The 26121-nt window shown below is 35.9% G+C and carries 17 protein-coding genes; 3 read left to right on the top strand and 14 right to left on the bottom strand.

Translation table 11 applies throughout. The features are described 5' to 3' along the window. Positions 1 to 10 precede the first annotated feature (10 nt). The 8 genes from H9647_RS20380 to H9647_RS20345 all read right to left on the bottom strand — a co-directional run bounded on the left by H9647_RS20380 (position 11) and on the right by H9647_RS20345 (position 13971). Positions 11 to 1915 (bottom strand): site-specific DNA-methyltransferase, encoded by a 1905-nt coding sequence (locus H9647_RS20380; protein WP_191803501.1) that lies wholly within the window; start codon positions 1913 to 1915, stop codon positions 11 to 13. Beyond that, positions 1905 to 2645, bottom strand: coding sequence for a DUF4391 domain-containing protein (locus tag H9647_RS20375; RefSeq protein WP_191803500.1), 741 nt, complete (start codon positions 2643 to 2645; stop codon positions 1905 to 1907). The genes H9647_RS20380 and H9647_RS20375 overlap by 11 nt, the downstream gene beginning before the upstream one ends. Then, complete coding sequence (locus H9647_RS20370) at positions 2629 to 5886, bottom strand: helicase-related protein (protein WP_191803498.1); 3258 nt, start codon at positions 5884 to 5886, stop codon at positions 2629 to 2631. Before H9647_RS20370 ends, H9647_RS20375 begins: the two co-directional genes overlap by 17 nt. Before the next feature lie 18 nt (positions 5887 to 5904). Continuing rightward, positions 5905 to 7635 (bottom strand): DUF1998 domain-containing protein, encoded by a 1731-nt coding sequence (gene drmB / locus H9647_RS20365; protein WP_191803496.1) that lies wholly within the window; start codon positions 7633 to 7635, stop codon positions 5905 to 5907. Then, positions 7632 to 10739 carry a DISARM system helicase DrmA gene (drmA, locus tag H9647_RS20360; RefSeq protein WP_191803494.1) on the bottom strand — a complete coding sequence of 1036 codons (3108 nt, stop codon included), beginning with the start codon at positions 10737 to 10739 and terminating at the stop codon, positions 7632 to 7634. The genes drmB and drmA overlap by 4 nt, the downstream gene beginning before the upstream one ends. A 782-nt stretch (positions 10740 to 11521) precedes the next feature. After that, the gene (locus tag H9647_RS20355; protein WP_191803492.1) at positions 11522 to 12604 is read right to left on the bottom strand and encodes a DUF4145 domain-containing protein; all 1083 of its coding nucleotides are present in this window, start codon (positions 12602 to 12604) and stop codon (positions 11522 to 11524) included. A 103-nt stretch (positions 12605 to 12707) separates the two neighbouring features. Further along, a complete protein-coding gene (locus tag H9647_RS20350; RefSeq protein ID WP_225229443.1) occupies positions 12708 to 13121 on the bottom strand; it encodes a (deoxy)nucleoside triphosphate pyrophosphohydrolase in 414 nt (137 codons plus the stop codon). Continuing rightward, positions 13108 to 13971: an HNH endonuclease gene (locus tag H9647_RS20345; RefSeq protein WP_225229442.1), complete on the bottom strand. Its 864-nt coding sequence runs from the start codon at positions 13969 to 13971 to the stop codon at positions 13108 to 13110. Before H9647_RS20345 ends, H9647_RS20350 begins: the two co-directional genes overlap by 14 nt. Positions 13972 to 14670: 699 nt before the next feature. On the opposite strand from H9647_RS20345, the gene H9647_RS20340 reads away from it, so the two are divergent. Next, positions 14671 to 14997 (top strand): hypothetical protein, encoded by a 327-nt coding sequence (locus H9647_RS20340; RefSeq protein WP_191803490.1) that lies wholly within the window; start codon positions 14671 to 14673, stop codon positions 14995 to 14997. Between the two features lie 14 nt (positions 14998 to 15011). Here H9647_RS20340 and H9647_RS20335 read toward each other — a convergent pair whose 3' ends face one another. Together H9647_RS20335 and H9647_RS26215 are read right to left on the bottom strand one after the other, a co-directional pair. Beyond that, on the bottom strand, positions 15012 to 16283 hold the full coding sequence (locus H9647_RS20335; protein ID WP_191803488.1) for an McrC family protein: 1272 nt from the start codon (positions 16281 to 16283) through the stop codon (positions 15012 to 15014). Between the two features lie 5 nt (positions 16284 to 16288). Continuing rightward, positions 16289 to 18874 (bottom strand): AAA family ATPase, encoded by a 2586-nt coding sequence (locus H9647_RS26215; RefSeq protein ID WP_318245345.1) that lies wholly within the window; start codon positions 18872 to 18874, stop codon positions 16289 to 16291. A 131-nt stretch (positions 18875 to 19005) separates the two neighbouring features. On the opposite strand from H9647_RS26215, the gene H9647_RS20325 reads away from it, so the two are divergent. Next, entirely contained in the window at positions 19006 to 20823 is a 1818-nt protein-coding gene (locus H9647_RS20325) for a DNA/RNA helicase domain-containing protein (protein ID WP_191803485.1), read from the top strand. Between the two features lie 418 nt (positions 20824 to 21241). Here the strand turns inward: H9647_RS20325 and H9647_RS20320 are convergent, their stop codons facing one another. The 3 genes from H9647_RS20320 to H9647_RS20310 all read right to left on the bottom strand — a co-directional run bounded on the left by H9647_RS20320 (position 21242) and on the right by H9647_RS20310 (position 22652). Next, entirely contained in the window at positions 21242 to 21397 is a 156-nt protein-coding gene (locus tag H9647_RS20320) for a hypothetical protein (protein ID WP_191803483.1), read from the bottom strand. A gap of 398 nt (positions 21398 to 21795) precedes the next feature. Further along, positions 21796 to 22023 carry a hypothetical protein gene (locus H9647_RS20315; protein ID WP_191803481.1) on the bottom strand — a complete coding sequence of 76 codons (228 nt, stop codon included), beginning with the start codon at positions 22021 to 22023 and terminating at the stop codon, positions 21796 to 21798. A gap of 176 nt (positions 22024 to 22199) precedes the next feature. Then, positions 22200 to 22652: a hypothetical protein gene (locus H9647_RS20310; protein ID WP_191803479.1), complete on the bottom strand. Its 453-nt coding sequence runs from the start codon at positions 22650 to 22652 to the stop codon at positions 22200 to 22202. Positions 22653 to 24309: 1657 nt separating this feature from the next. Here H9647_RS20310 and H9647_RS20305 point away from each other — a divergent pair. After that, positions 24310 to 24888 carry a DUF6241 domain-containing protein gene (locus tag H9647_RS20305; RefSeq protein WP_191803477.1) on the top strand — a complete coding sequence of 193 codons (579 nt, stop codon included), beginning with the start codon at positions 24310 to 24312 and terminating at the stop codon, positions 24886 to 24888. Between the two features lie 523 nt (positions 24889 to 25411). Here the strand turns inward: H9647_RS20305 and H9647_RS20300 are convergent. After that, entirely contained in the window at positions 25412 to 25576 is a 165-nt protein-coding gene (locus H9647_RS20300) for a hypothetical protein (RefSeq protein WP_191803475.1), read from the bottom strand. Positions 25577 to 26121 lie beyond the last annotated feature (545 nt).

The raw sequence follows: 26121 nt of genomic DNA, 5'->3' as shown, positions 1-26121 counted from the left end.
TTGGTCACCTCTAAATCGTCAACAAGTTATCTTCTGGATAACCTGAATCTTTTAGAATTTCAATACAGTTCAATTTGTCTGAATCATTTCTGAAACTCGCATCGCTGAATATAACACTACTTGTTTCTGTTCCATGTTCGTCACGACGTGTAATAATCGCTTTTGCTACGTCTGTTGTAATCTCTTTTGATAAGCAAATAAATAAACTTCCAAATGCAATGTCGTAAACTTTATTGCCGTTTACTTCAAAGGTTTCAATTGAATATGTTAGCTCCAAACCTTGCTTTAACATAATCTCATACACAATATCTAGCTCTGAACGACCCTCGATAAATGGTGTTTCATATAAATCCAGCTCATTTTCTAAATTAGTAAAATCAATATTCCATTCACGGATATTCGATGTGTCAAGTTTTAACACTTTAAATCCAATATCAATAGAAGTTGGATCTACAGTACTTTCATCAAGAATACTTGATTTTAATTGCTTTTCTTTTAATTCTGCTATAATTTTCTCTCCAGCACGGCGAATACGTTCTTCACCTATATCACAAATTGTTCTAAAGCCATTCTTATAAGCTTCTGATTTTTCGTCTAGTGTTTCTGGCAACTGGACCAAGATAAATTTACGATTTCCTTTATCCTCGGAGTTTAACTGAATTGTTGCGTGAGCAGTTGTTGCTGAACCTGAGAAAAAATCTAAAACTAAGTCGTTTTCTTCTGTAAACAATTCCAACAGTCTTTTTAGTAGACCTACTGGCTTAGGATGAGAGAATATTTTAGGTTGATCAAATATCTCTGAAATTTCAGCTGTAGCATCTGCATTTAATGCTATATCAGACCAAATTGAAGACACTTTGATTTTTTTGTACTCTTTTTCATTGTAAAAAACTTTTTGTACAGGAGCCGTAACGCCACGTTTACCAAAGATAATTCTCCCCTCACTAATTCTTCTTTGGACTTCCAATTCATTAAATACCCAATAACGCCCTTTAGGAGGATAATGTATTTCTCCTGTATTTGGATTCTCAATTGGGAAATATGGACCTTCATGATTAGCTGATAAATCTTGTGTTGTCCAAATACCTCTAGGATCATTATCAGGATTTGAATAATTTTTACTTAGGAATTCTTCCGTAGGTAAAAGCCCAATTTCTTTCTCATTTATCATTTCGATTTTTTTTGCATAACAATAAATATAATCATGAATAGAAGGAATATGTCCCTGATTATTCCCATTCGTTTTCTTTTTCCATATGATGTTTCCTAATAGATTCTTCTCACCATATATTTCATTTAAAATAAATTTCAATTTTTCATGTTCTTCTTCTCCTATATTTATACAAATAACACCCGTATCACTTAATAGATTTCTCGACAATTTTAATCTTGCATACATCATATTCAGCCAGTCTGTATGGAAACGTCCATTGCTTTCCGCATTTGTTGAAAGCATATTACCATCCGTATCTACTTGTCCTGTTTGTTCTAAATAGTTCTGAATACTATCTTTAAAATTATCTTTGTAGACAAAATCTCTTCCCGTATTATACGGCGGATCGATATAGATCATTTTAATTTTCCCGTTGTACGATTTTTGTAAAAGCTTCAATACTTCTAAATTGTCCCCTTCAATATAAAGGTTTTCTGTCGTAGCGAAGTTCTTACTTTTTTTTGTATTAGGACGTAATGTACCTTTTGAAGGCTTTTGTGCTCCTTCAATCATTTTTTTCTTGCCATGCCATGTAAATTGGTAGCGCTCTTGCTCCGTTTCTATTACGTCTCCTAATAACGTTTTGAGCATATCAAAATCAACTTTATCGCCATCCGTTAAAATTTCTGGGAATAACTCTTTCAATCGTGTAATATTTTGTGCAGTTATATCTAATGATTCCCCATTCATTCTACTTACCATTACCTTGCTCCTTTTCTATTAATGCATGTTTCGCAAGCTTTACTTTATTTGCAGCTTGCTGCAATTCAATACGCTTATTAAGCTGTGTTTCTTTTTTTGCCTGCTTTACGTAATCATTAATTTTTGCATCCATTATAACAAGTTTCTCTAGTAAATTATTTTGTAAAGAAACCGGTGTATATATGCTATAACGAGATTGTAATTCAAGTTGTAACAATCTCTCAATCCATGATTCATAAAACGTTTTTAAATTCGTTTTATTAAGATTTTCAAAGTTCAAGCATTCTTCTACTTGTTGAAGCGTTACGATTTCTTGCACTTCATAAAGAACGTTACTTTCTAAAAAACCATCCTTTTTTTTCTGATGTGTTGCAAAAACCCACTTTGTTAGCGTTTTATCGAAAAATAAAATAACTAGGGGATTCGGCATAATGCTCATAAACACTTTATAAATCTGTGTTGACTTCCCCAGATCATTTACATGTACTGATAGAAATATGATAGAGTCAAAACGCTCTGTTTCACTCTCGAATCCTTCTATATTTGTATTACTGGTTTGAATGGCAGCTAAAATTCGAATACCTCTTGAAACAACATATTTAGAAATAACTTTTTTCTGAGCGGCTGTTAACTTATTTTCCATTTGATTGTACGGCAATGTTCTTATAATCTGTGTTGCTTTCGGAAAACTGAGCGCCTTTAATAACTGACCTTCATTCATTTGCTTCATCCCTAACAACTAGAAATGAAATGAGTTCAATTTCATCCTCACCTAAGTTTAACTGAGCTTGCAATGTATTCACACCAAAGTTAAACAAACTTTCAAATCCAACCTCTTCTTGTTTATCTTTAATAATAGCAATTGTTTTCTTCATTAAATCCTGATAATGTCCCATCACCGTTGCATCATTTGTTTTCTCATTAAACCATTGAACTGCTTCATTATCTACATCTTGTTTACCGAGTGTTAATTTGCGATAGACATCTAAAATTTTCTTAGCATGTGTGTAATGAATTAATGCTTCCCCGTTATCTGTCACATACAACAAAATATATGGTGCTAGACTATTACTTTCAAGCGTTACAACTTTATATTGTTTGAAGCAGAAGATTACACCTGGCTTTGCTTCTTGCAAGACGCCGTTACTCACAACTGCATATAAGCCTTTCGGTGCTATTGCCAGCTCTTTTTTATACGATTTTAACGCTGAACTTAAATCGCTTTTAAAATCTGTATAAGTTAAGTCAGTAATTGAAATAGCACCAGAAACATCCTCTAAGTTTAATACATCATTTTGTAACGCCTTTAGCTGGTTTCTTCGATATTCTAAATCATTCATTTCCTTTGACGAAGTATCTAAAATATCTTCTTCCCCAGAAGCAGAAGTATTTAATATTTTCATTCGTCCTTTTACGCGTTCCTCTAAATTGATATATTCATCTAAATCCATATTCGGCCAAAAGTTTACCAATTGAATTTTTGTGTTCGTAGAACCGATTCGATCTATACGTCCAAAGCGCTGAATTACACGTACTGGATTCCAGTGAATATCGTAATTAATTAGATAATCGCAGTCTTGTAAGTTTTGACCTTCTGAAATGCAGTCTGTAGCAAAAAGTATATCTATTTCATCTGTACGTTTACTGTCCAACTTTTGGCGTTCCTTTGATTTTGGTGAAAAGTTTATTAGAATATCGTTAATATCTTTTACTCGAACACCCTTTAATGTACATTTATTAGCCCCACTTCCAACAACTAATGCAGAATGGAGTTTTCTATCAAGTAACCGCTCTGATAAGTTATCGTACAAGTATCTCGCTGTATCAGCAAAAGCTGAGAAAACGATGACCTTTTTATTACCTGGGTTTATCGGATTATCAATTTTTTCTTTAATTAAGCTTACTAATTGATCGAGCTTTGCATCCCTCTCTGTAGAAATCTGCGTTGCTTGCTGCAATAAGTCCTTTAATGTAGCTAAATCGGCACGTAAATCTCCTATCCACTTCAACGCATCAATGTCATTTAACTGGATTTGAATTTTATCACTACCTACTGTAATTGCTTCTAGCTGTTCGTCATCAAGTTCAACTACGTCATCGTATTGCTCAGAATACGTTTGCTGATTTTGAAGCTGTAATGTCTGTAATGTCCCTTCAATTCGTCCAACTAATTTTTCGAGAGTTAACCTAAATGCATGAATTGAACTCTCTAAACGCTTAAACAAATTGACCTTCATTAAGGCCGCTACTGCATATTCACGATCTGTTTGCTTAAACGTTGATTGCCCTTCCTTTACTTTCGTGTCATACAGCTCTTCATAATGCTTCCGTTTATGAGGAAGTACATATTTCATTGGTTGATAGATACTAAAGCTAAGTGACTCCAAACGCTCATTTACTTCGTTCATATCAATGAATCGTTTTTCTATATCGACATCCGATTTAATAGGAATCGGCTTCAAACGTGTCGGAAAACTACCGATATCTTTTACGTTATAATATTTTTCAATATGCTTACGACTACGAGCAATCGTTAGTAAATCAAGCAATTGGAAGTAGTCTTGCTCAACCATATTTAGAAATTCTTCTGTTGTTCGCTTTGGTGCTGGTAAAATTGTCCAGCGATTGAAAGCGGCTTGAGCCGTGCGTAATGTTCGTTCAATACTTTCAATACCTTCTTTTTGAAGTGCTTGATCATTATCTTCCGTTATAAAAGCAATTTGATTTTTAATATCATTCATTTTATTGTTTACCGGTGTAGCAGATAGTAATAGCACTTTCGTTTTTACACCCTTTTTAATAATATCTTGCATAAGTTTTTGATAGCGCGTTAATCTGCCTTTATGCGCATTGTTATTTCTGAAATTATGAGATTCGTCGATTACAACTAAATCATAATTCGACCAATTTACTGTTTCGAGACGTATTTCACCTGACATCCCATTTTCACGGCTTAAATCGGTATGATTTAACACGTCATAGTTAAAGCGATCTTCATTTAACACATTTCTTTTATCGTTTTGTGTATAGACAGTCCAGTTATCTCGGAGTTTTTTCGGGCATAAAACTAATACACGATCATTCCGTAGCTCGTAGTATTTGATAACTGCTAGCGCAGAAAAGGTTTTTCCTAAACCTACACTATCCGCTAATATGCAACCATTATACTTCTCCATTTTATCAATCATACCGAGTACACCATCACGCTGGAATGGATATAACTTATTCCAGATGACAGTGTCTTTAAAATTGGTTCCTTCTTTTATAATATGATCCTCTGAAAGACCATCTAGATTTTCAGAAAAGATATTAAAAAGCGTGACAAAATAGAGCCACTCTGGTGCATTTTCCCTTTGAAAGACATCCAGTTGTTGCAAAACTTCAGTAGTAATTTCCTTAGACTTTGTTTCATCCTCCCATAGTCGATCAAACTCTGCGAGCATATTTTTTGTTACGCCCACTGCTTCTTTCATGACAGTATAACTGGCTTGTCGATTTGAAGGTGTAATGCCTAATCCATCCGCTGTAAACTCAATTTCCGATTGAATAAAAACATGTTCATCCGTTTTGTTTTGAATCATTATTTGCTTAGGATATGTTACTTCGCCTAAAATCGTTTTAAACTGAGCCTGTTTACTAATCCACTCCGATAACTCTCTTGCAATTTGCTTTGATTCCATTTGATTACGCAATGAAATTTCAAACTGATTTCCTTCTAATTGGAGCTGTTTCCCTTTTCTTTCTACTAATTTAAATTGATGATTTTCATCTATTTCTTGTTCATAAAAGGTTGGATCTGTGAAGAGAAATCGAAAAGATTCACCTTTTGCTAACGATTTTTTTAATTCTTGAAAGACATTCATACTGAATTTTGCAGAGGCAACTGCAATTTTCGAGCCCTTGTTTATTTCATCTTTTATCACTTGAACGAGAGTATTGTTTCCTTTATTATCGACTAAATCTACTTTCAACCTTTAACACCTCTTACGTTACATTTCTAATAATTGATTGAAATAACCATCTTTTTGATTCGGATTAATGTTTATTAATGTACGTCTATCTAGTAATAAATTGCCCCATTCACACGAAGTTTCGGATACGAATGTACATGCATGACATGCAGCCCCGTTTGCTGATGTATGATACTCAAATTCTCCATCCGAACAGATTGGATCTGATGAACAATAGTTCATCTTTTCTAGTGCACGTATAATAATAGGTAATAATTTCTCACTTTGTACCAAGTTTGTTAAACCACCTAAACTTCCTTCTGAATCCCCAGAAGCTGTGTAAATAAACACACCGTACATATCGTCACTTGCATAAATACGTTCTTTTAAAGACGTTGTTGTATAACCGCAATGAGCTGCTAATTGCTGTAACAACGCGTGGCTAAAAGTATGTATCAAAATTTGACGTGGTAAAATATTCAAAGGAGTATTGTTAAATTCTTCACGGTAAGCATTATAAGACTTAATAATAGCGCTCGTTACCTGTTCGGTTTGTTCCCATTGTAGTAACTTATCTAAATTAAATTGAAAGAAGATACCCTCGCCATAATTTCGTACAGCAGGTAACCATTTAAGTTCATTTGTTATAACAACTTGCTGTGTTTTCACTTCATCTTCTGTAAATCGGTCAATGTAATCTAGACGAGTAAATTCTTTCAGCACTTGAACTTCCGGTACAGAATCTATACGGAAAATACCATCAAAATATGGCACTAAAATTGGTGAAATGTCGACTTTCTTAGATGAAAAACGATCATCATTTATTTCATCCTGTATTAATGTATTCCACTCCTGCTTTTTAATGGATTCATAGGTCGAACTTTCTTCAAGATTCATTTCCCCATCTAGATAGCGTTTGATAATTGGCACAAAAGAAGATGGGATATTTTTGAAACTGCAAACCATCTCAAGACCTGGTTCACGCATACCTTCATATGCTTTTTTAAAGTTTTCTTTATCTTTCTCTACCAAATACAAAACTTCAAATTCAGAGCTAGATGCCGTCAATGGAACTTGCAAAAAGCTCACAATCGAAGGAGAATATACATTAGATGCACCACGTAAAGTTGTTTTCATTTTACACTTACATGGCTCATTAGCACTCGGACTAATCCATGGCCGTTCACCTTGGCAATTAAATAAACTGTGTTTATCCCTTTCATCAGGCTTCATTATATTCCCTAGACTTTCACTATGTTTACAATGCAGACATATTACGTGTAAGTCAGATAAAGACCCGCTTAATCCACGTGTTTTCAATATTAGTCTTGAATCTTTAAATTTTTCTGTACAAGGCTTATTTCGATGAACCCATTCATGATAAGGAAAATCTGATAGATGCCCATTCTCACATGCTAATACAAAACGGCTTGCATATAGTTCTTGAATGTCATCTTTATTTTTTCTCGAACAGTAATAACAAGTGGCATTATCATAATTAGTCATATTGTGGCATTTGGGACAGATTTTCCATTTAGGAAACTCTACCGCTTTAATTTTTTGCTTACCGAGATTTTCATTCAGAATCCTTACATGATCAACCCCTAAAAATGACGTGATTCGTACATCCTTTTCCTGCGGTGCTCTATCTGTATTCCATTGATCTGCAGATTTTATGATTACACTTTGATTTAAGAGTTCAACGATTGCTCCTGGACCTGATTGATATATTAATTGGGAAGGTCTTATTGTTTCATTTTGTTGACTCATGATTTTAACACCTCAATTTCAATAGCTGCTTCTACATTTCTCAGTGACATCATAGCTGGACGAGCATCTTTTACTTTCACTTCTTCATTAAAGTTTTTTAATAAATATGTTTTTACATAATTTGATTCTTTGTAAGCTAACGTATCTTCAGCGTATTTCAACGATAACTCTCGCCACCATTCTAATAAATCCTTTATTTCGTATTCAATGGTAGCTCCATAAGCATCTTGAACTCTTTTTAAAAATTGAACGGTAGCAGCTTCTACTTCTTTTTGTAGCTGTACTATTTTCTTCGGACTTTGCTCAGCATTGATTTCCATAATCGTTTGACGAATAAATCCGATAAAAGTACCTGTTAACCCTCTATATAAGGCTCCTTTAGCAAATGGCGTTACGCTCATTGTTTCTACATGACGATATAAAGCTTGATGATAGACTTTAAAACGCTCAAAATGTGATAAGTCCCTAGAACGCATAGAGTTTAATAAAATAAACACAATTCCTGGATATTTACGTCCTACACGACTTGTTGCTTGAATATATTCTGAAGTAGTTTTAGGTTGTCCTTGTACAATCATCGTTCCTAAACGATCCACATCGACACCTACAGAAATCATGTTCGTTGCAAGTACTGCATCAAGAACGCCTGCTTCATCCATTGTTTTTTCCATTTGCATAAGTAACTGGGGAATATCTTGTGCTTTTTTGCGGCTAGTTAATTCTTCAACTATCAAATCGTGTTCAAATTTGTTAGTTGGATCTAACATATTTAATCGTGAGTTTATTTCGTCTTTAAATGTAGTGTTCATCCCTGCTAATTCTTTAATCGTATTGAAATAGCATAGCATTGTATAATATGGATCTACCTTAAACTTTGGCTCACTTCTTGTGATTGTTATATAGGCACTGTATGTTTGAATCGCTTGAATTTTATTACTTACCCCCGGCGCACATATACCTACATAATAGCGCCCCGGCTTCTCGGACGTCGGGACTTCCTTCGATACAAAATTATCGTTTGCTTTTTGTACAGCTAGAGGGAACTGCTGCATTTTTCGACCATAGAGAGAACGAATCTGTTCCTCCGCACCGCTAATTGTCGCTGTTGATGCAATCACTTTGGCAGGTCTTCCGTTCTGTCGCGTTAATAAGTCAATTGCTACCTCATATAAGCCTGTTAAAGAGCCTAATGGACCAGAAATCAAATGTAGCTCATCTTGAATTATTAACTCAGGTGGCTTTAATCGATTAATACGACTGTATCCTCTTGGAGTAGATTTGCTATATTCAAACCCTAGGTCTCGGTGATAAACATTTTTATTTCCAAATAGTTCATGCATATTTTGTTTCCAAGGTAACTGAGCAATTTTATCTACCGTTCCAATTAACAATGTTGGTAATTTCTTATATATAGCCTCATCGACCGTATAAACAGGAATACCATGTTTAAAAGTACACTGCTCATTTGAACAGCATATTTTCTGTGATTTCTTATTAATTACATATTGCTCAGGTCCTAACTCGGAACCACACCACGGACAATGCATCAACTGAACTGGATTACCAGATTTCACTTCTTTTCCTTCAAGTAATTGCTCGAGTTTCTCTATTGCTTCTTCTAATGTGTTAGGCGAAGAATCTCTTCCAATCCATAAACCTATACTAAATGGCTCTTCACCAAATAATTTAGTGTTCGGTTTACGTAATATTTCGGCAGCACAAATTAAAGCGGCAGCTCGTTGGAATTGTTGGGTTGTGAGTAAGCGTAATGTATAACGCATAAAAACAGTTATACCAGCATACTTGTCAATTTGATGTGGCGCCAATAATCGACGATAAGCCATGACATAAGCAGCAACTCCTAAATAAGCCTCTGTCTTACCACCACCTGTTGGGAACCAAATTAAATCAACAATTTCTCTATCTCTGTGTTGTTCATCCGATGCGCCTGCAATATTCATCAATAAAAATATTAACTGAAATAAACGCCATTCCCCATCTAATGTAGGTTTTATTCTCTCCCCTGTTGTACGGTATGTTTGAGCTACTCCGGATTGCGCTCGTTGCAATAACATCGCGCGGTTAGCAAATTGAAACGCTAAATAACATAGAGAATCGTTACTTTCTGTCACAAGTGAAATACCCTCTTCTAAACGTTGGATAATGCTCTTTACTTTTAAAACGTTCTGTTCTGCCTCAACTTTCAAATAATCTGGTAGTTTGTTTATTATTTCAACTTCATGCTTCAACCACAATTTATATGCAGCAGGTATAACGCTTAATTTCTCTTTCAAAATATCTACAGTGTATTCACTTAAATCCTTCATCTTAAATGACTGATTCTCCATTTTACAATGCTCTACATTCGGCAATTCATAACGCGGCATCCATGTTGAAAAAATCGTTGTAATACTTCCAACTATTTCCCAATCTACTCCGACACCATGTCCGATTGCAAGCTCTTCTTTATCACGATAAAGAAGTTCATTTTGAAGATTATATTGATCAGCTCTAGATGTAAATTTAGCAACATGAGTTGTAGGTATATGTACCTTTAACGAACTTTGAAACATTACCTCATTTTGTAAAGGGTATTGTTCTCTCTTTAAACTGTTTATTAAAAAAATATTAACATGATATAAGTTATTCCGATAAGTAACGGTATAACGTACTTTCCCGTACTTGGAGTCATTCAAATTTTTCAGCGTGCTGGACCTCTCATTTGAAATATCGATTTGCCATTTCTCGGATTGAGGCATACGTTTATGCTCTTTACCCTCATAAACAGCCCAGGATGCTTCTATTTCGACTGTCGTTAATTCTTTTAATTTAAAACTAAAGCCCATTGTAGACGGGCGAAAAAGTTTCTTTGTTGTAAGTTGCTCTGATATTTCTTCTTCACTTACTTGAATATGTGTTTCTATTGCGTTATCGCGCTCATTTACTACATCTGATGTTGCACCTAACGGAACTAATTTCCCTGTTAAATAAAACTGCATTGGCTTAATGTTTTCACCTAGTATTTCATCTTTTTTTTGTGGGCCTACTAAATATGTTTCTAATTCATGAATTAAATCTTTACGTAAATTTGAATATTGCTCCATCTAACTTATACGACCTTTCAGCTAATGTAGTTTTCTATAATTATAGCATTTTATAATAGAAGTAAGATTATAATTATGAAGGTTTATTACATCTGCTTGCACTACTACTGGATCTTAGCTTCGGGGGAGAAATAGTTCCTGTTTATTTTTATATTCGCTGTTGTAGCAGTAAGTTGTAATAACTTTGCCAAAAGTATACAAGTAGATAAAAATATTATTAGTGAAGAGGGAAAAGAAGCAAAAAAGAAATAGTTTCTAGAGTCGAACTACTAAACAGTACCTACAAAGACACTTTAAAAACGCTAAAATTTCTCTAGATGATTAGGAAAATATTTGTGTATTTTATAAATTCCAAGATATTTAATTATAATGGATTAATAATGCTCATAAATAAAAAAGATCGATGACACTTGCTTTGAAAACTGCAGTGTTTCAATCTTCTTTATTTTTACTAGGTTATATAAGATTTAAGATACGATATAGCAATACAATTTAATCTATCATAACATCATAATGACAGACTAGTGATCTGTTTGGACAGCAAGTTGTTAGAGAATATACGTTCAAACATTAAAAGAAAACTACGTTTATTAGAACCATAAAATTGTAGCTTACTGACTTATAGATGTCCCATTAAGCCGTAATTCGTAGTATGGAAAGACCTCTTCTACATTAAGAACATCAGATATTTCATTTGGAGATGCTTCTGCTGCAGAAAGCCATTCCTATTATCAACAGGATTACTAGAGGGTAACTACATTAGAATGAATAATACAAAAAACTCATACTCCGCATCGGGTATTAAATTCGTTTGCAAACTCCATCCCCTTAACTTTCAGCTGATTAAATAAGTTGGTGACTGCAATCTCACCAACATTTCGGTACTTACCTAATAAAACTAACTCTTTCGGAAGATCCCTAACATGTAAGAAACCTTGTTCTTGCAGTGAGTTCATCAAGCTCGTTTGACCAAGAAAATTGTCCTTTGTTAATGCAACATTTTGTAATGCTTCTGTTAAGATAACAAAATCTGATTTATGAAATAACAAGACTTCTCCTCGAAATTGCTCCATCACTACTTTACGCTTTTGTTCTTCTTCAATGAATAATTGTAATTCTTCAAAGAAGCATTTATCATTCGCTTCTTTAAAACGCTTTACAAGCTGATGCATACCATCTAATTGGTGAGGCAGTTCACTCATAATACGTGCTTGCTGTTCACCGTTCAAGCGAATCAAAAATGTCGTTGATTTTGGGAACCGCTGTGGTAATAAAAAGGCATCTCGTAAAAAATCTGGTATTTCAACAAACTCATCTTTATAGTAAATTCTGCGACTCACCTTTTGTTCGGTTACAATATTCTTGGGAATAGGCTGTTTTTGTATGAAATTCTGCATTAATGATTCTATATAATTGATTAAATTTTCACTATCAGCCTCGCTATTATCAGGAACTGGCTCAATATACTGGGGCACCTCAATATCTGGCGATGCATATGTTTCGATAAACCATGTCAAAATCAAATGCTGATTCTCCCAACAAGTTAACGCTTCCCGAATTAACATTTTTCGCATGCCATCATGACTCGCAGTGTTTCCTTGGCGACGAACGAAATCAATCGCCTTATCCGTTGTTGGCGTTATGAAACCTTCACTTTTCAACTTCATTTGTAATTCGCCAAAATTAAATGCGTTATGGTCAATCCCTTCCAAGTGCGCAACTTCACGAACTAAAGTTTCCGCCATTGTACGCGTCGTTTGCATCGCTGCTCTTGGCGAAACGAAAATGAGTTTTTCTATCTCTTGTGTAAGTTCAGCTAGACTTGAATTAACTTCCAATAAAATATCATGTAACTTTTGTGACACCGTTTCACACCTACCTAATTTATAAATATTGAATTTACCTTGATTCTTATTGGCTAAGCGTAAAGAGTACTTAGCTACTTCGTTTTTTTACAGGATAAGAAGATTAAAAATATTTTTTATTACAACTTTCTGTTTCAAGTAAAAGATCAATGGTTGGTATGTCGGCAGGAGCCCATTTCAAAGAACGTATATCTTTAAGAGGAGTCCACTTAATTTTTTCATGTTCTGTAGCAATTGGAGTTCCTTTAATGATCTGAGCGAAGTAAGTAGTAAGCTTCACCTTAATGTTTGGATACTCGTGTAAAGTTTCTGTAATAAAGTCACCTACCTGAATATCGCAAAGAAGTTCTTCTTTAATTTCCCTTACTAAAGCTTCCTTATGGTCTTCACCCTTCTCAACTTTGCCACCTGGGAACTCCCAATAATTAGATAGAGACATACTCTCAGAACGAAGAGCACATAAGACTTCCTTATTCTCGTTAACGATAACCGCTCCTACTACATCAATTTGCTTCATTATTAATCCCTTCCTTTAGCGCAGCTTGAGTAAGTTTATGTACATCTGTAGGTAGATCTAAGATGTGCATCTTTTTATGACAGTTTGGACAAAGAGCTACCGTATTGTAAATCGTATCTTCTCCTCCCCTTGCTAGCCAAACAATATGATGTGTTTCTAGGTAAGGATCCCCTTGTCTATTTTGAAATGGAGCAGGGCACTCACATAACTGGCATTTACCCTTCGCACGTCGTTTTGCATATTCCGAAACATATGGGTCTCGGTCGTAAGTTATGGTATTTACATTCCTCACTATAGAAGTTTTACGTGGGTATTTTGCTCTCTTTTCTAAATTCTTGATGCTCATTTTCTTAGCTTTTTTTTCGTGTTGCTGTCTCACTTTATCTACTAACTCTTTAGATGGTTGATAATGACGTTTCTCTCCGGTAACTCTTAAAGGAAAGACCCATACTTTTCTTATGCTACCCGTATCATCTGGTTGATTTTCCTGATAGGCTTCTTCAGCTAGTTCAACTCTTCCGCGATATGTATACTCTTTTTGTTTAAAAACTTCAAAAAGATACACCTCAACTCCATTAATATTTGACTCGTTAAGCGTCTTATTCTGAGCAAAACTCTTACTTTGATCACCACTTTGGCCCATTCCTGTATAGTGGAGCACATCATCAACCCAGCGATCCTCGTATAGCGATTCCACATGATTAGAAACAATAATTAATGAATTCTTTGTAAGAGATCTTCGCATCCCTCCCTGCGGAGCGCATTTAAAGATGCTGCATAATTTATCATTGTTAATCGTATCTCCAGCTCTCAAACCATGCCAACTTAACATATTATCCCTCAAATCCATAGAATTCTTACTACATATACAATCCAACATCTTCTCGTACCTAACAGAATTTTATTATACTAGTAATCTTCGCCTCAAAACACTTTTCATTTAAAACTAAAATAGTCTATCTAATGATTTTACATACGTAAACGTATACATGTACGTATGTATTACAGATCACTTTGAATAAGATACATTATGGATGTCCGTATTTAGGCTCAACAGACAGATGATTTGTGATATTGCCTTTCCTTTACGCTCGTCAAGCAAGCCTACTTCACCATATGTCGTAATATCGTATACATGCTCTGCCAACGTTTCAGCTCTGTTTCGTAGTCTCTTGACCAATAATATCCATACTGAATCCTGCTCTGTAGAAACATACCCATTGGCGAGTGTCCCTCATTATACGCCTAGAAAGATTTAAACGTGGAAGAATAGGTAATTTTCTTTTGTTACTGGTTGTACACTTGGATTTCCCTCTAAGATATTCCACTCGTTCTCGGTGTAACTTTTTCTGATTTTATCATTGTCAATTTCCTAGGTTGGCTTTTCTGTATATTGATTAAAACACAAAACCCCGTAAGATGGTCACTTCTTTCAAAGTGTCCATCTTACGGGGTACAGTTCAGGTTCCATAAGGGTGTTTATTATTTGCCCACCTTATCTTCAATTGATATATTGAAACAAGAAAGTTCTAGAGATAGGAGGACAAATATGAGGAAACATAACATTTCACAGATCATTAACTTCTATGGCATGGATGCCAATGATTTCGAGGTAAGCGCGTTTGAGTCCATTAATATGCTGCATTCCAGGACACTACATAATTTGCATTCTCAAATGACCACCGAAGAACAAAATAAATTGCTTCTATTTGATATTCAACTTTTGCTTAATGCAAAAGAAATGTATGACCATATCTCTCAAATGTATGACTTCTCTTTATCTACGGAACCCTTAAAGCCGTGGTGGTGGCATTTGGATAAAGTGGTACGTGGCGAGCGTAACATTCAAATCAAACACGCACCATCCGAAATTTAGTTCGTATGTTTCTTTTATTCATTTAAAGCCTCTATAAATCTCTTTAGACTGTCTTCAATACGATGACAATCTACAAGAAAGACTGTGACTTTCACACCATCATCACTTGTAAAACGAATAGTTTGCTGCTCATTAAATTCATTATTCATCGGATATAAAAGACGGATATCATTTGTCTCATATTTTTTTGCATAAGCATACATTTGGTACATGTCCGCCTGTGAAATACCGTAATTGCTAGACGAAGAATTCGTCAATAGCTTCCACTTCGTATCAATGATTACTGTATGCTGCTTTGTATTGTTTCGCAAAACAATGTCCGGCCTTAATGCAAATTTATTCTCAAATAAATAATGCTTTCGGTCCTGTAAAGAAATCGTCCATTCATTAGGCTTTAGAAGCTTCTTCAAATTCCGCGATACATAATATTCAAATACACGATCCATGGGGAAAAGTAATGTTTGGGCAAAGGACTCTCCTGAAAATGTAGTGAAACTTTGATTGCTTAAAAAAATTCTAGACCAATTTAAAGGCGCCTCATAATACTTTGAATTCCGATCAATCTTAACTTGCGTAAAATCTTTCTTTATATTTGATGATGATTCGATTGATTCAAAATGTACTAATAGTCTATACAAATCCTTTTTATTTTCCGCACTCTCAGATTCCTTTGCTAACTTTTCTAATGTCTTCTTGATTAAACGATTTTCTGGTCTATTTATCCCAAATTCATCATACTGCATGTAAAAGCGTTCTTTGTGCACCGTATTTTGCTTCATTTGTTGGGCAAAATTCATTTTCCCTTTAAACACCTTTAAATTATCCTCTACCTCATAGTAAGCAGACTTGAGTCCACGCTTCACAAGGTGCTGGACTTCTTTTATAAATAAGGTAATAAAAATTTCGAAGATCGGCATCTTCTCTGTATTTATATTCGCTTCATTGAATGTTTTACTCGGAAAATCGCGCAAGGTTTTTAACATTTTCAAAAAAGTCTTTTTCGAATCCTCTTGTGTACCCCCATGAAGTTTCGGCAAAATTTCAAGCTGCACGCCATTATTTAATGGCAGGACGCCAACATAATTTTTAGCCTTAATAATTTTCCCTACATTCTTCTTGGATGAGAGAGACAAAAAATCTATCGCGTCTGCATCGTCTTCTTCATCGAACGTTAAAACAAGATTCTCTAACTGGGTAAATGATGCGTTATCTAAATACACGGTTCCAGGGGCTATCTTATTAGAAATAACATCGTGTTCCTTTAGCTCCACTACTTTTCTCTTCATTTAGATCACTCATAAATCCCAATATAGCTTTGTGAGTCTTGAAAAGCTGACTTTTGAATACAATATTTGCTTTCAGGCAGATCCACATCAGGGATCGCCTTAAATATGTTATCCATTTGAACCGGTGTATCTAAAATAAATTTTAAATTATTAGCCTTCGCATTATCCCCCAAGATTAGCTGAATCTTACTGTAGTCTTCATAAAAATATTCCTGTAAAAGCGGTATAATCGCATTTTCAAAAATACCAGCTAAATTAGCCATGGTTGGCTCCTTTTTTAAGTTAAGGAAATACGCATGTCCAATTGTATGCTCCCGATCAAAAAGCACTTCAATTCGCTTATTGATTGTATCCACCATCTTTTGAATATCGATACCTTCCACATTAATTCCTTCTAGTACTTGAAGGTTCGGCATCATTTCAATGAAGCGGAAACGTCTTCTTAAAGCGGTATCCATCAAAGCAATTGAGCGATCGGCTGTGTTCATCGTCCCTATTATGTAAACATTTTGAGGCACACCAAACTCTGACTTTGAATATGGTAATTGTACTTTCATTTGCTCAGGAGCACCTAATCGCTTTGTTGGTTCAATTAGCGTTATTAACTCCCCAAGAATTTTAGAAATATTTCCACGGTTGATTTCGTCGATAATAAATACATATTTCTTCTTATTTTCTTCAATCTCCAAATCGTCTCGTTTGTTCTCCGCATACCTCAAAATCAATTGATTAATTTCTTCTCTATTTATTTTCTTCAGCTCATATACAGTAGCTAAAGTTAAATTCGTTTGTTGATTAGATTTATAGACGTCTTCCCATATGTCTTTTGCAATCCACTCTACTTTTCTGCTTCGCTTATAATAGTCTACTTGCTCCAACCATTCAGGTTCCCCTTTAATAATACCAATTGCATCGATGTGCTTTTGATCACCTAATGAAAGCACAATATCTCCGATGCTCATTTCATCATAAAAATCAGATATAATCTTTTTAACACTCGTATTTGGGAATTCCGTTTCATCAGCTATGTTTGCACCAAGATCATCCCAACCGATACGGATATAATTATTTTCAAAACAATCCCTTTTAGTTTGAACATTCTCTCTTCTGCCTAATGATACTTTCCAGATTCTCGTATCAGTTGAGAAGCTCTGATTAGGGATCAATGAGGAAATTTCTAACTGCTGTGCCTGCTCGCATAATTGCTTGAATATGCCCGGCTCAATTTTATATCTTACCTGATCAGATACTTCATCATCTAATACCGGTTTTATACCTTCTATAAATTCTTCATAACCAAATGATTGATGGAAGGTTGTAAATGCAACTTGCCCTTCTTTTTTATACACGGTATAACGTGATAAGACTTCCTCATACGGTTCTGCTCTTAACTTTTCAAGTGTAGTATTTTCAATAATAGCTACTGCGTAAATAACTGTATAATACGTCTTTCCTGTTCCTGGAGGTCCATATAGTACTATATTTTTCTCATACAACGATGCTTCCCCCACATCTGTTTTCATATATTTTATTTTTCCGACAACTAGATTGTAGTAAGTCAGTAAATTTCTGAATGCCTCATCAAACTTTTTATAGATTTGGTCATTAGTTAGTAGTTGTTGCTGAATTTGATCATGTGTAAGTACATATACAAGTTGTACTTTCTTATATGTTCCTTCCTTCACTTTCTTATAAGCTTCTTCAGCCGTTTCATAAGAGATTTCATTTCCCGACCCATTATTCGTTTTAATATAGTAACAATACTCTGGAGCTTCGATACGTGGTTTTTTTAAAATTTTATGATGCTGATCGTAATCAGCCTCTTTCGCATTTTTTTCATCTAATTCAACAGAAATCCTAAACTGCACGTCTTCTCCTATTTTCTCAGCAAAAATTGATACACTCGTTAAAACATGCTCATATTCTTCATATTTTAACTGATTCCATAAATAACGCCGAACCACATCATATCCACCTGAAAGCCACTTTGATTTACCTATATTTTTCAGTCCATATTTTCGCGAAAAATAATTCGCCAGTTTATGTAATTCTGTTACTGCAGCGCCGCCGCTTTCACGAATCGCTAAATACACATCCCTTTCATTTCCCTGTACTGACATTGGGTTTTTATATCTTTCATTTGCATAAGCTTCTAGGTGTGAAATAATCTTAATAAAATCAACCTCAGCCTCTGTTAACTGCTGGTTTTCAAACAGTAAACGATACTCATTTCTATGAAAATCAATCAACTCTTTTATTGTTATTTTATCGCCTGTCACTAAAGTTATAAAACTTTGCTCCTGAAATGCTTCAAACTCCGGCTTTTCCTTAATACCATCAAACTCACCAATATAGCTGATTCTCCGTTTGTTGCCACTAATCTGTCTTAAATAGTTATGTATTTTTTTAGGATGATCTGCATTAAAATGCTGTGAAATCCTTGCACTTTCAACATTATCACTAGTCAATTTTTGAGCACGTTTCTGAATTTCAGCTTGTACTAATGCAATTTCATCTGTAGTTGTAGCACCATCATTTTTAATAAGCTCATATGTCATTACAGCTGCAGCAACCCACACAGCTTGATTCACGTTTAAGTTCATATTCTCGCCTACCTTCAGTTTTTACATTCTCATTCTACACTTACAATCCCTATTTATTAAAATTATAATAGAAATAACTTAATATTACAGTTGAATTTAACTATAAAGGAGTTAGCAAATTGAACTGCGGCTGGAAAGGCTCTATCCAAGATTTTCTAAACCTCTCGTTACGCGACTTTATTCAATCCTTAACATCTTATGTATACGGTTCACTAAGCGCTCAGCAATGGCAGGATGAACAACAAAAAATTCACTCACAACAACGTGCCTGGCAGGACTGCTACGAAAAGTTACAATCAATCTTTCAGCATTATCAGGCAGTTGAAGGATCTCTTATTTTTGAGTACTCGATTTTGCGAGGAAGTGGGCGCCGTCCCGATGTGCTGCTACTACTTCCAGGTCACGTTCTAGTTATCGAATGCAAAAGTTATAATGATGTGACCGCTGCAGAATTTTTACAAGCTTCACTTTATGTACGCGATATCGAGCATTACCATTCTTCTGTACAGCAGCATTCATTAAAAGTAACCGGCGTATTGCTGCTTACAAATGATTCGAGTGAGGAGCTACTGGCCATCAATAAATTCCAAATCTATTTAGCTAGCCAAAACAGCTTCTACAAATTACTTTGTGTTCTTCTTAAAAAACGTACAGATGCAATCATTACTGCCGATCAATTTTTAGCAGGTACATATCAGCCTTCTCCATCCATGCTTGAGGCGGCACGTGCAATTTTACACAATGAAGACTTGCCGCGCATTAGAGCCATAAATAGTAGCAACTTTGAAGAGGTTTATACAACTGTACAAGCAGTTATCGAAGAAGCTATAAAGACTAACACGCACCACCTTGTACTCGTTTCTGGTGAGCCTGGTGCTGGCAAAACATTTTTAGGCTTACAAATCGCTCACGCCACGCCGAACTCAGTCTATTTATCTGGAAATGGCCCTTTAGTTGAAGTACTACAGGATACGCTCAGTAATAAGACATTTGTTCAATCACTCTACGGTTATAAACGTGATTACTTGCAGCATGGCAAAACACCACACGAGCAAGTTATCATTTTTGATGAAGCGCAGCGAGCCTGGGATGCTAAAAAAATGGGGAGTCATTTGAGCGAGCCTGATGTCATTATTCAAATTGCGAAGGCTAACAAACCTTGGAGCGTTGTTATCGGCTTACTAGGTGACGGGCAGGAGATTCATTTAGGAGAAGAAAGCGGATTAAGTTTGTGGAATACAGCAATCCAGAGTCAACACATTACTGTACATGCAAAACATGAAAACAAGTTATTTAGGAACGCTGAACATTATGAACAACATGAACATCTTCATTTAAACTGTTCTCTACGTTCACATGCCGCGCTGAATTACTATGCGTTTGTAAATACTTTGCTGGATGGTGATATTCATCAAGCGAACTACTACAAGAAACCATTAGAAAAGCAGCGTTACCCTGTACTCATAACAGATAATTTAAGAAAAGCGACAGATCACATTAGAGGGCTTTATGCAGAGGATCATAAAACATTTGGTTTGATTTGTGCTTCAGGTGCAGATGGGTTAAAAAAAGTACCCGTTATACCTTTTGAGAATCGAAATGAATTACCTAAACCAGCCACAGCCTATTTTAATTATCCTGCTAGCCCTTACTACTGTAAGAATTTGCAATATGCAGCTACAGAATTTCAAACACAAGGATTAGAGCTCGATTGTGCAATTGTTCATTGGGATGAAGATTTGTGCTGGAACGGTCAAAACTGGATAGCCACTCATACTAAAAATGGTGCAAAAAGCCCGGTACAAATGAAATTAAATGCGTACCGTGTCCTTCTAACTCGTGGACGCGATACAACAATTATTTATATTCCACCGAAACCACAGCTCGCTCAAACTTGGACATTGCTGAAAGAAGTATTAGAATTACCCATTCTATAACTAGAAGGGTAACGATATGACTTATACTCTTGACACAATTAAAAAAGCATATGATGAACTTGAGTTAGGAAATAGTGTTCGTTATCGAACTCATACGCCCTCAAGATGAGATGTAGCTGCTCCCTCTTCGAGCGTATCGAATGTTTCAGTATCGAAACGACTATTCAATGTTGAAATTGAGTTTACATCGCGAACTTGAGATATGCTGAATTAGATAATGAGACATATTAATGATTGTTATCAAATCTTTATAATTCATATTCATTTAAAGCGAGAATATAAAAGGAACGCTAGAATCTGATGACTGCGAACGCCTGAGATCTTTCCAAAAGCAGAAGAGTGGCAGCGGCTCAACATAGTTAGCTGTTCTTCACTCAAGATCCTCAAAGTAAAGTTGTTCATTAGATATAGCTTGTTGTTATTCCTTACTTTTTTGTTTTCTAATGGATGCTATCTTTTTATTAATACTTGCGATTTCACTTTCGATTTTCTCCCTTTTCTCTTTTGAGGAAGGAAAGGCATTTTCACCTAATCGAAACTTACCATGAATTACCTTATTATTTTTCGTCCTCATGATCTCTACCCCTTTATGGTAAGCTCGGTATAAAAGACCGTCATAAAAATGACCGCTGCACTGTAAGCTAGGAATGCCCCTGCCGGGGCTTTTTTATATTCTTATTCTACACTTTACCTGAATAATTCATACAAAACAAAAAGAACCCTTACTTTGGCCGTTAGGGTTCTTTTTGCCTTGGAAAAAAATATGAAGATACCGGGAATTCCCGGTATTACCTTTAAGTTTACAATGACTACTACTCGGCTACTAATGACTTACTTAACTTCATTTTAGAACTACAAGTAGCGATGGTCAAGAGTTACGAGCTAAAAAGAGCCTTCCTAATACTAATTAAAATTCTAATCATTACGAAAACTTTCCAAGAGAGGCGGGGTATCTATTTGGCGTAAAACTCATCAGAATGCCTGACGAGTTTTTGCTACCGACACCATAACTTCCTTTGTATCTAAATGGTAAGTGAGCATCACCCACTTGCCTTTATACTCATATACCCAGCTGTAACTATCTTCTCTTTCAATATCGTCTGCAAACCCGATATCTAGCTGCTCTTCTTCATCGGGCACTAATTGAACAAACTTTTTATCCATCGCTTTTCGTGCATAAGCTTTTTGTCTTTCCTTCATCTCTAATCTCCCTCTCTTCATTTATTTGGATAATCTATTCAAATGCACTAAATTCAAAGTTTTCACCTACGGCTCGGCTCGTTATTAGAGGAAAAATCACAGCGTCTTACGCCTAACAATAGCTAGCATCTCCCAATCGGGTTCATTCAGCTCATCCATCGTGAAATATAAAAACTCTATAAATGTCCTATTCCTGCTAGCTCATCTTTAAAAAAAGGAACGATGACCTCGTTATACACATCAGAAGACAAAGCATGTATTTCACCAATCGTAACCGTCCATAGATGTATTGGACTTTCACTGTGGCATGCTAGTTTATTTAAAAACTTAATATCAAACCAGAACGTTTGGGCTGGATGAAATTCCCCGCCTACATAAGTAATACATAACTTGTCTTCTTTTCGGTAAATGTCCGTTACAAAATTGGATTCATAAAAATCAGCCTCTAATCGGTATACCAATTCCTCTTGCATCCTGTGCCAGTACTGAGACTCGTCCCTCCCATCCAGTACTGTAACCTTTCCCTCTCCCTCACAGATCGCACAGTCTTCTGCTGAATTACATTTACAGGTGCGTTCAACTATTTGATTCAAACTAGAAAATTTCGTGAAGTCATTATTAAATATCATTTTCACCTCTCCTTTTCTTGTGCTACGTAGCACTCTCTCTTTTGCCTACCGCATGGGATCAGGTCCCGAAAGGGCGTTTTTTCGCCTTTTAACGCGTAGCTTGGAAACAAGGGCATAGCGGTATGATCAAGGGTTTCAGCCGAAAAATTTTTTCATCTGCATTTTCTTGCTAGAAGAAGAAAAAACTTTTCGGCCCCTTGAACATGCCGCTTTAGCGACTTAGCTTTCAGGAGGTGGAGAGGTGAAGCCAGAGGCTCGGCCTCCTGGAAGGTTAGTCGCTTTGCCCTTGTTACCATGCGGAAGGCAAAAGGCGTAAAACGCTAGATTAAAAAAGAACCGGCAGCTGCCGGTTCTCCCCTTTTCCTTCTCTATATCTCTTATCCTTTGCACGATGAAGGAGCGCAGCGGATCATGGTGCTTCATCTTGCGTGGCGGCTTGATGATAAGTGGAGCAGCGCGGAACATTCATGATGCAGCCATGCCTTCTATGAACTACCCTCAAAATCCCTTAGCTTTTTGGCCCCGTGGCGCGGTGTTAAGCGACAGACAGGAACCTAGAGCGCTTTAGCCAAGACGACTTTTCCGGCTTAGGCGCTCTTGTTATCGACTGAAGTAACCCGCCAGCGGTGCGTATCCGCTCTTTAGCGGCGTAGCCGTTTTAGAGCGGGTAGCATCAGCCCACTTCACTAATTACTTAATGAAATAAACGCAGTTTATTATCTTGACTGATTTTCTTCAAAAGATCAAAAGAGAAAAACTACCACTAACTGCTTTATTCCACTCCCTCTTAATAATTCACACTCTTTATGTAGAGATGATCTTAAAGCTGCTAACTCTTTTTACTTCCCTTATATATCAAATCTCTATATCTTTAATATCCCCGGCTACTTAACAAGTCTCTCCCATAACCAATACTATCTATATCTTTGCCTTAATATGTAGAATAGATAAACTAATACCGGAGCTTATTTACGATCCTTTTTCCACTCTAATGTATGGTGAGACTTCAAAAGTATGGGTAAGTTCAATTCGTATGCGATATATATATGCTTTCTATTATGAAATATTCATATAGTGTATTAATCATATATCTAGTGTAAAGAGATGCTAAGCATCATCTCATTCATAGATCTATAGATGTAATTATTTTAAATCCAGTAATTATTAATACAAACAGTTCAGGTATGGTATTTTACTTTGCAGGATAGATTCATTCCTATGAAACAAGTTTTTGTAAATATGAAACATTTCTATCCTACTATACGTTAAAAGGATGAGATATTATAAACGAGGAAAGAGATTTACATGAAACGAAGTGCTCGTTACCTTAACACAACAAAAATGAAGAAAACAGGATGCCAGTAGCTTACCATAGCGGCACTTTCATGTAGTATTGATCAAGTCCCATATACAATTGGTAATGAACTACCAGGTAATAACCTTTGAAATAAGGGAGAAATCCCTGTATATGGGTTTGATCTATCACCTCCTGTTTAAGCTATAAAAACCGCAGTGTGCAATAAATTTCACAAAAGCTTATCCTTCAGGATTAGCTTTTTCTCATTCTCTATCTAGATTACTGACAGCACATAGTCTGATAGTAAATTGGCTCTATTACAAAGTAGACAACAACCAGAACTTTACGGAGGAATCTAAAATGTCGATTACAAGAAAAATTATGATTATCGTTGCTTCCATTTCCGTAGTCACGATTGGATCACTTACCGCATATAACCTTATTAATTTCAACATGACCCAAACCATTCGCGGTGATGCCGGAGAACTTCACGGACGGATAGATACAGAAAAGCCAAACACGATTAAAGAGATCAAGACAGAATCAATCGATGAGGAAATTGATAGAGTAATGGAACGCGCGTTAGCAGGGAGTACAAAAGCAACGCAAAAAGACGTGATCAGCTTAATGCATGCTATGACACACCAAAAAGTTATCTCTAACGATAAACTCAACTCAGTTCAAATGACACCAGAACGTATTAAACAACTAATCAATATACTAGAATCAGAAGGTACAGTCGAATGGGACCATTATAGTGAACTAATGGAGATTGCATCGAAATGGAGAGCCGGAGATTTTTTGAAGATTGACGAAGATCATAATTATTTATGTGAATTAGAGAGCAGTAACCACGTTGAAGCGGTAGCAGTAGCGACGCCAGAACAAGAAAAGGAATTTATTAAGAAAACATGGGGTGAACCATCTATACAAGAGTAAGCCACCTTTAACATGCCCTATCACACTCCACTTTCGTTGCTTTAGATTGATTGTAGACTGAAGGTGTGTAGCCAGACAGCAAAATAAGCGTAATACCAAGCCGAAGAACGCTAGATATCTCCCAGCAGTAAAAGACTTATACAACAATGGGATTGTATCGTACGAACTGGTAAGCATCCAGACAAAGAGCTCGATAGGCACGCGTTCCGGAAAGCTAAGAAAATCCGTGATGAGCGTTTCCCCCCCTGGTCTTAAACCAGTTGATATACAAAGCTACATCCCGTTATATAAATGCCCACGCCGTGAGAGATTTGAACACCCGGCCTTTTTACCTAGTCAAACACTCTACCTAGCTTAGCTAGTCTATTCGTAAGAAGATGAGAATTAAACAAGTACGATAGGAGACTTCACCTCCGTTTACTAGAAGTTATCTAGAAATGGGTCGTAGTCCACAACTACAAACATATATAAAATAAGGCACGAGCTCTTCATACAGAGCTCGTGCCTTATTCATACTTCAATACTATTCAGGAATTTTAACCTCAATAACATGGTATTTGCCAGCCTCAATGTCTGTTGTAGAAATATCATCTTCATAACTAAGTGCTATACCCGTTTGGCCATCACTCGGTTCTAACCGTTCATGCAGCCATTTTAAAAGCCACTTTGTTTTTATGGTTTCGGGCAATTGAATCCATGCATCGTATGTAAGGATAATTCGATTTTCCGATGCATAGTGGCTTTCCCTCAGTCGTTCAAACCACTCAGAGCTAATATCTTTTACCCATTCAAATGGATAAATTTGTCCACGTCCCAGTGGCTATAACTAGCTCCGTATTCCCTATAACCTCGAATATACCGGTTGGATAATAATGCAGCCAGAAAGTTCAAACATATAATCCGCCTACTCTCCCGTTAGTTATAAAGATTACATTCAATTATTACTGGATTCCTCAACGTGTCAACATTTCCTTCTGTTACTACAGTGAAAAAGTTCTCATCGAATGTTTGTGTAACGAATTAAATGAACGACTACATTTGTAATTATTTCACTTAAATTCAACTATTCTGACGGTTTGCATAACTAATAAGAGCAACTGCCAACTGGCAAGCTGCTCACTTTTGTTTTCAACTAACGTTTTTTCGTTAGTTCAATAGTTGTTACTGTCTCAGATGTCACAATTAATTTAATTTGAAATTAACATCTCTTATGCTGGCGTATCTTTTCTTTTC

Source organism: Paenibacillus gallinarum, from assembly GCF_014836635.1.
GTDB lineage: Bacteria > Bacillota > Bacilli > Paenibacillales > Paenibacillaceae > Paenibacillus > Paenibacillus gallinarum.
Note: the sequence above shows the minus strand (reverse complement) of the source record. Positions and strands in the feature narration are given on the sequence as shown.

Coding starts and splice junctions, on each gene's coding strand:
- H9647_RS20380 (WP_191803501.1), bottom strand. CDS start 1,915: ATGGTAAGTAGAATGAATGGGGAATCATTAGATATAACTGCACAAAAT.
- H9647_RS20375 (WP_191803500.1), bottom strand. CDS start 2,645: ATGAAGCAAATGAATGAAGGTCAGTTATTAAAGGCGCTCAGTTTTCCG.
- drmB (WP_191803496.1), bottom strand. CDS start 7,635: ATGAGTCAACAAAATGAAACAATAAGACCTTCCCAATTAATATATCAA.
- drmA (WP_191803494.1), bottom strand. CDS start 10,739: ATGGAGCAATATTCAAATTTACGTAAAGATTTAATTCATGAATTAGAA.
- H9647_RS20350 (WP_225229443.1), bottom strand. CDS start 13,121: ATGAAGCAAATTGATGTAGTAGGAGCGGTTATCGTTAACGAGAATAAG.
- H9647_RS20345 (WP_225229442.1), bottom strand. CDS start 13,971: ATGGATTTGAGGGATAATATGTTAAGTTGGCATGGTTTGAGAGCTGGA.
- H9647_RS20340 (WP_191803490.1), top strand. CDS start 14,671: ATGAGGAAACATAACATTTCACAGATCATTAACTTCTATGGCATGGAT.
- H9647_RS20335 (WP_191803488.1), bottom strand. CDS start 16,283: ATGAAGAGAAAAGTAGTGGAGCTAAAGGAACACGATGTTATTTCTAAT.
- H9647_RS20320 (WP_191803483.1), bottom strand. CDS start 21,397: ATGAGGACGAAAAATAATAAGGTAATTCATGGTAAGTTTCGATTAGGT.
- H9647_RS20315 (WP_191803481.1), bottom strand. CDS start 22,023: ATGAAGGAAAGACAAAAAGCTTATGCACGAAAAGCGATGGATAAAAAG.
- H9647_RS20310 (WP_191803479.1), bottom strand. CDS start 22,652: ATGATATTTAATAATGACTTCACGAAATTTTCTAGTTTGAATCAAATA.
- H9647_RS20305 (WP_191803477.1), top strand. CDS start 24,310: ATGTCGATTACAAGAAAAATTATGATTATCGTTGCTTCCATTTCCGTA.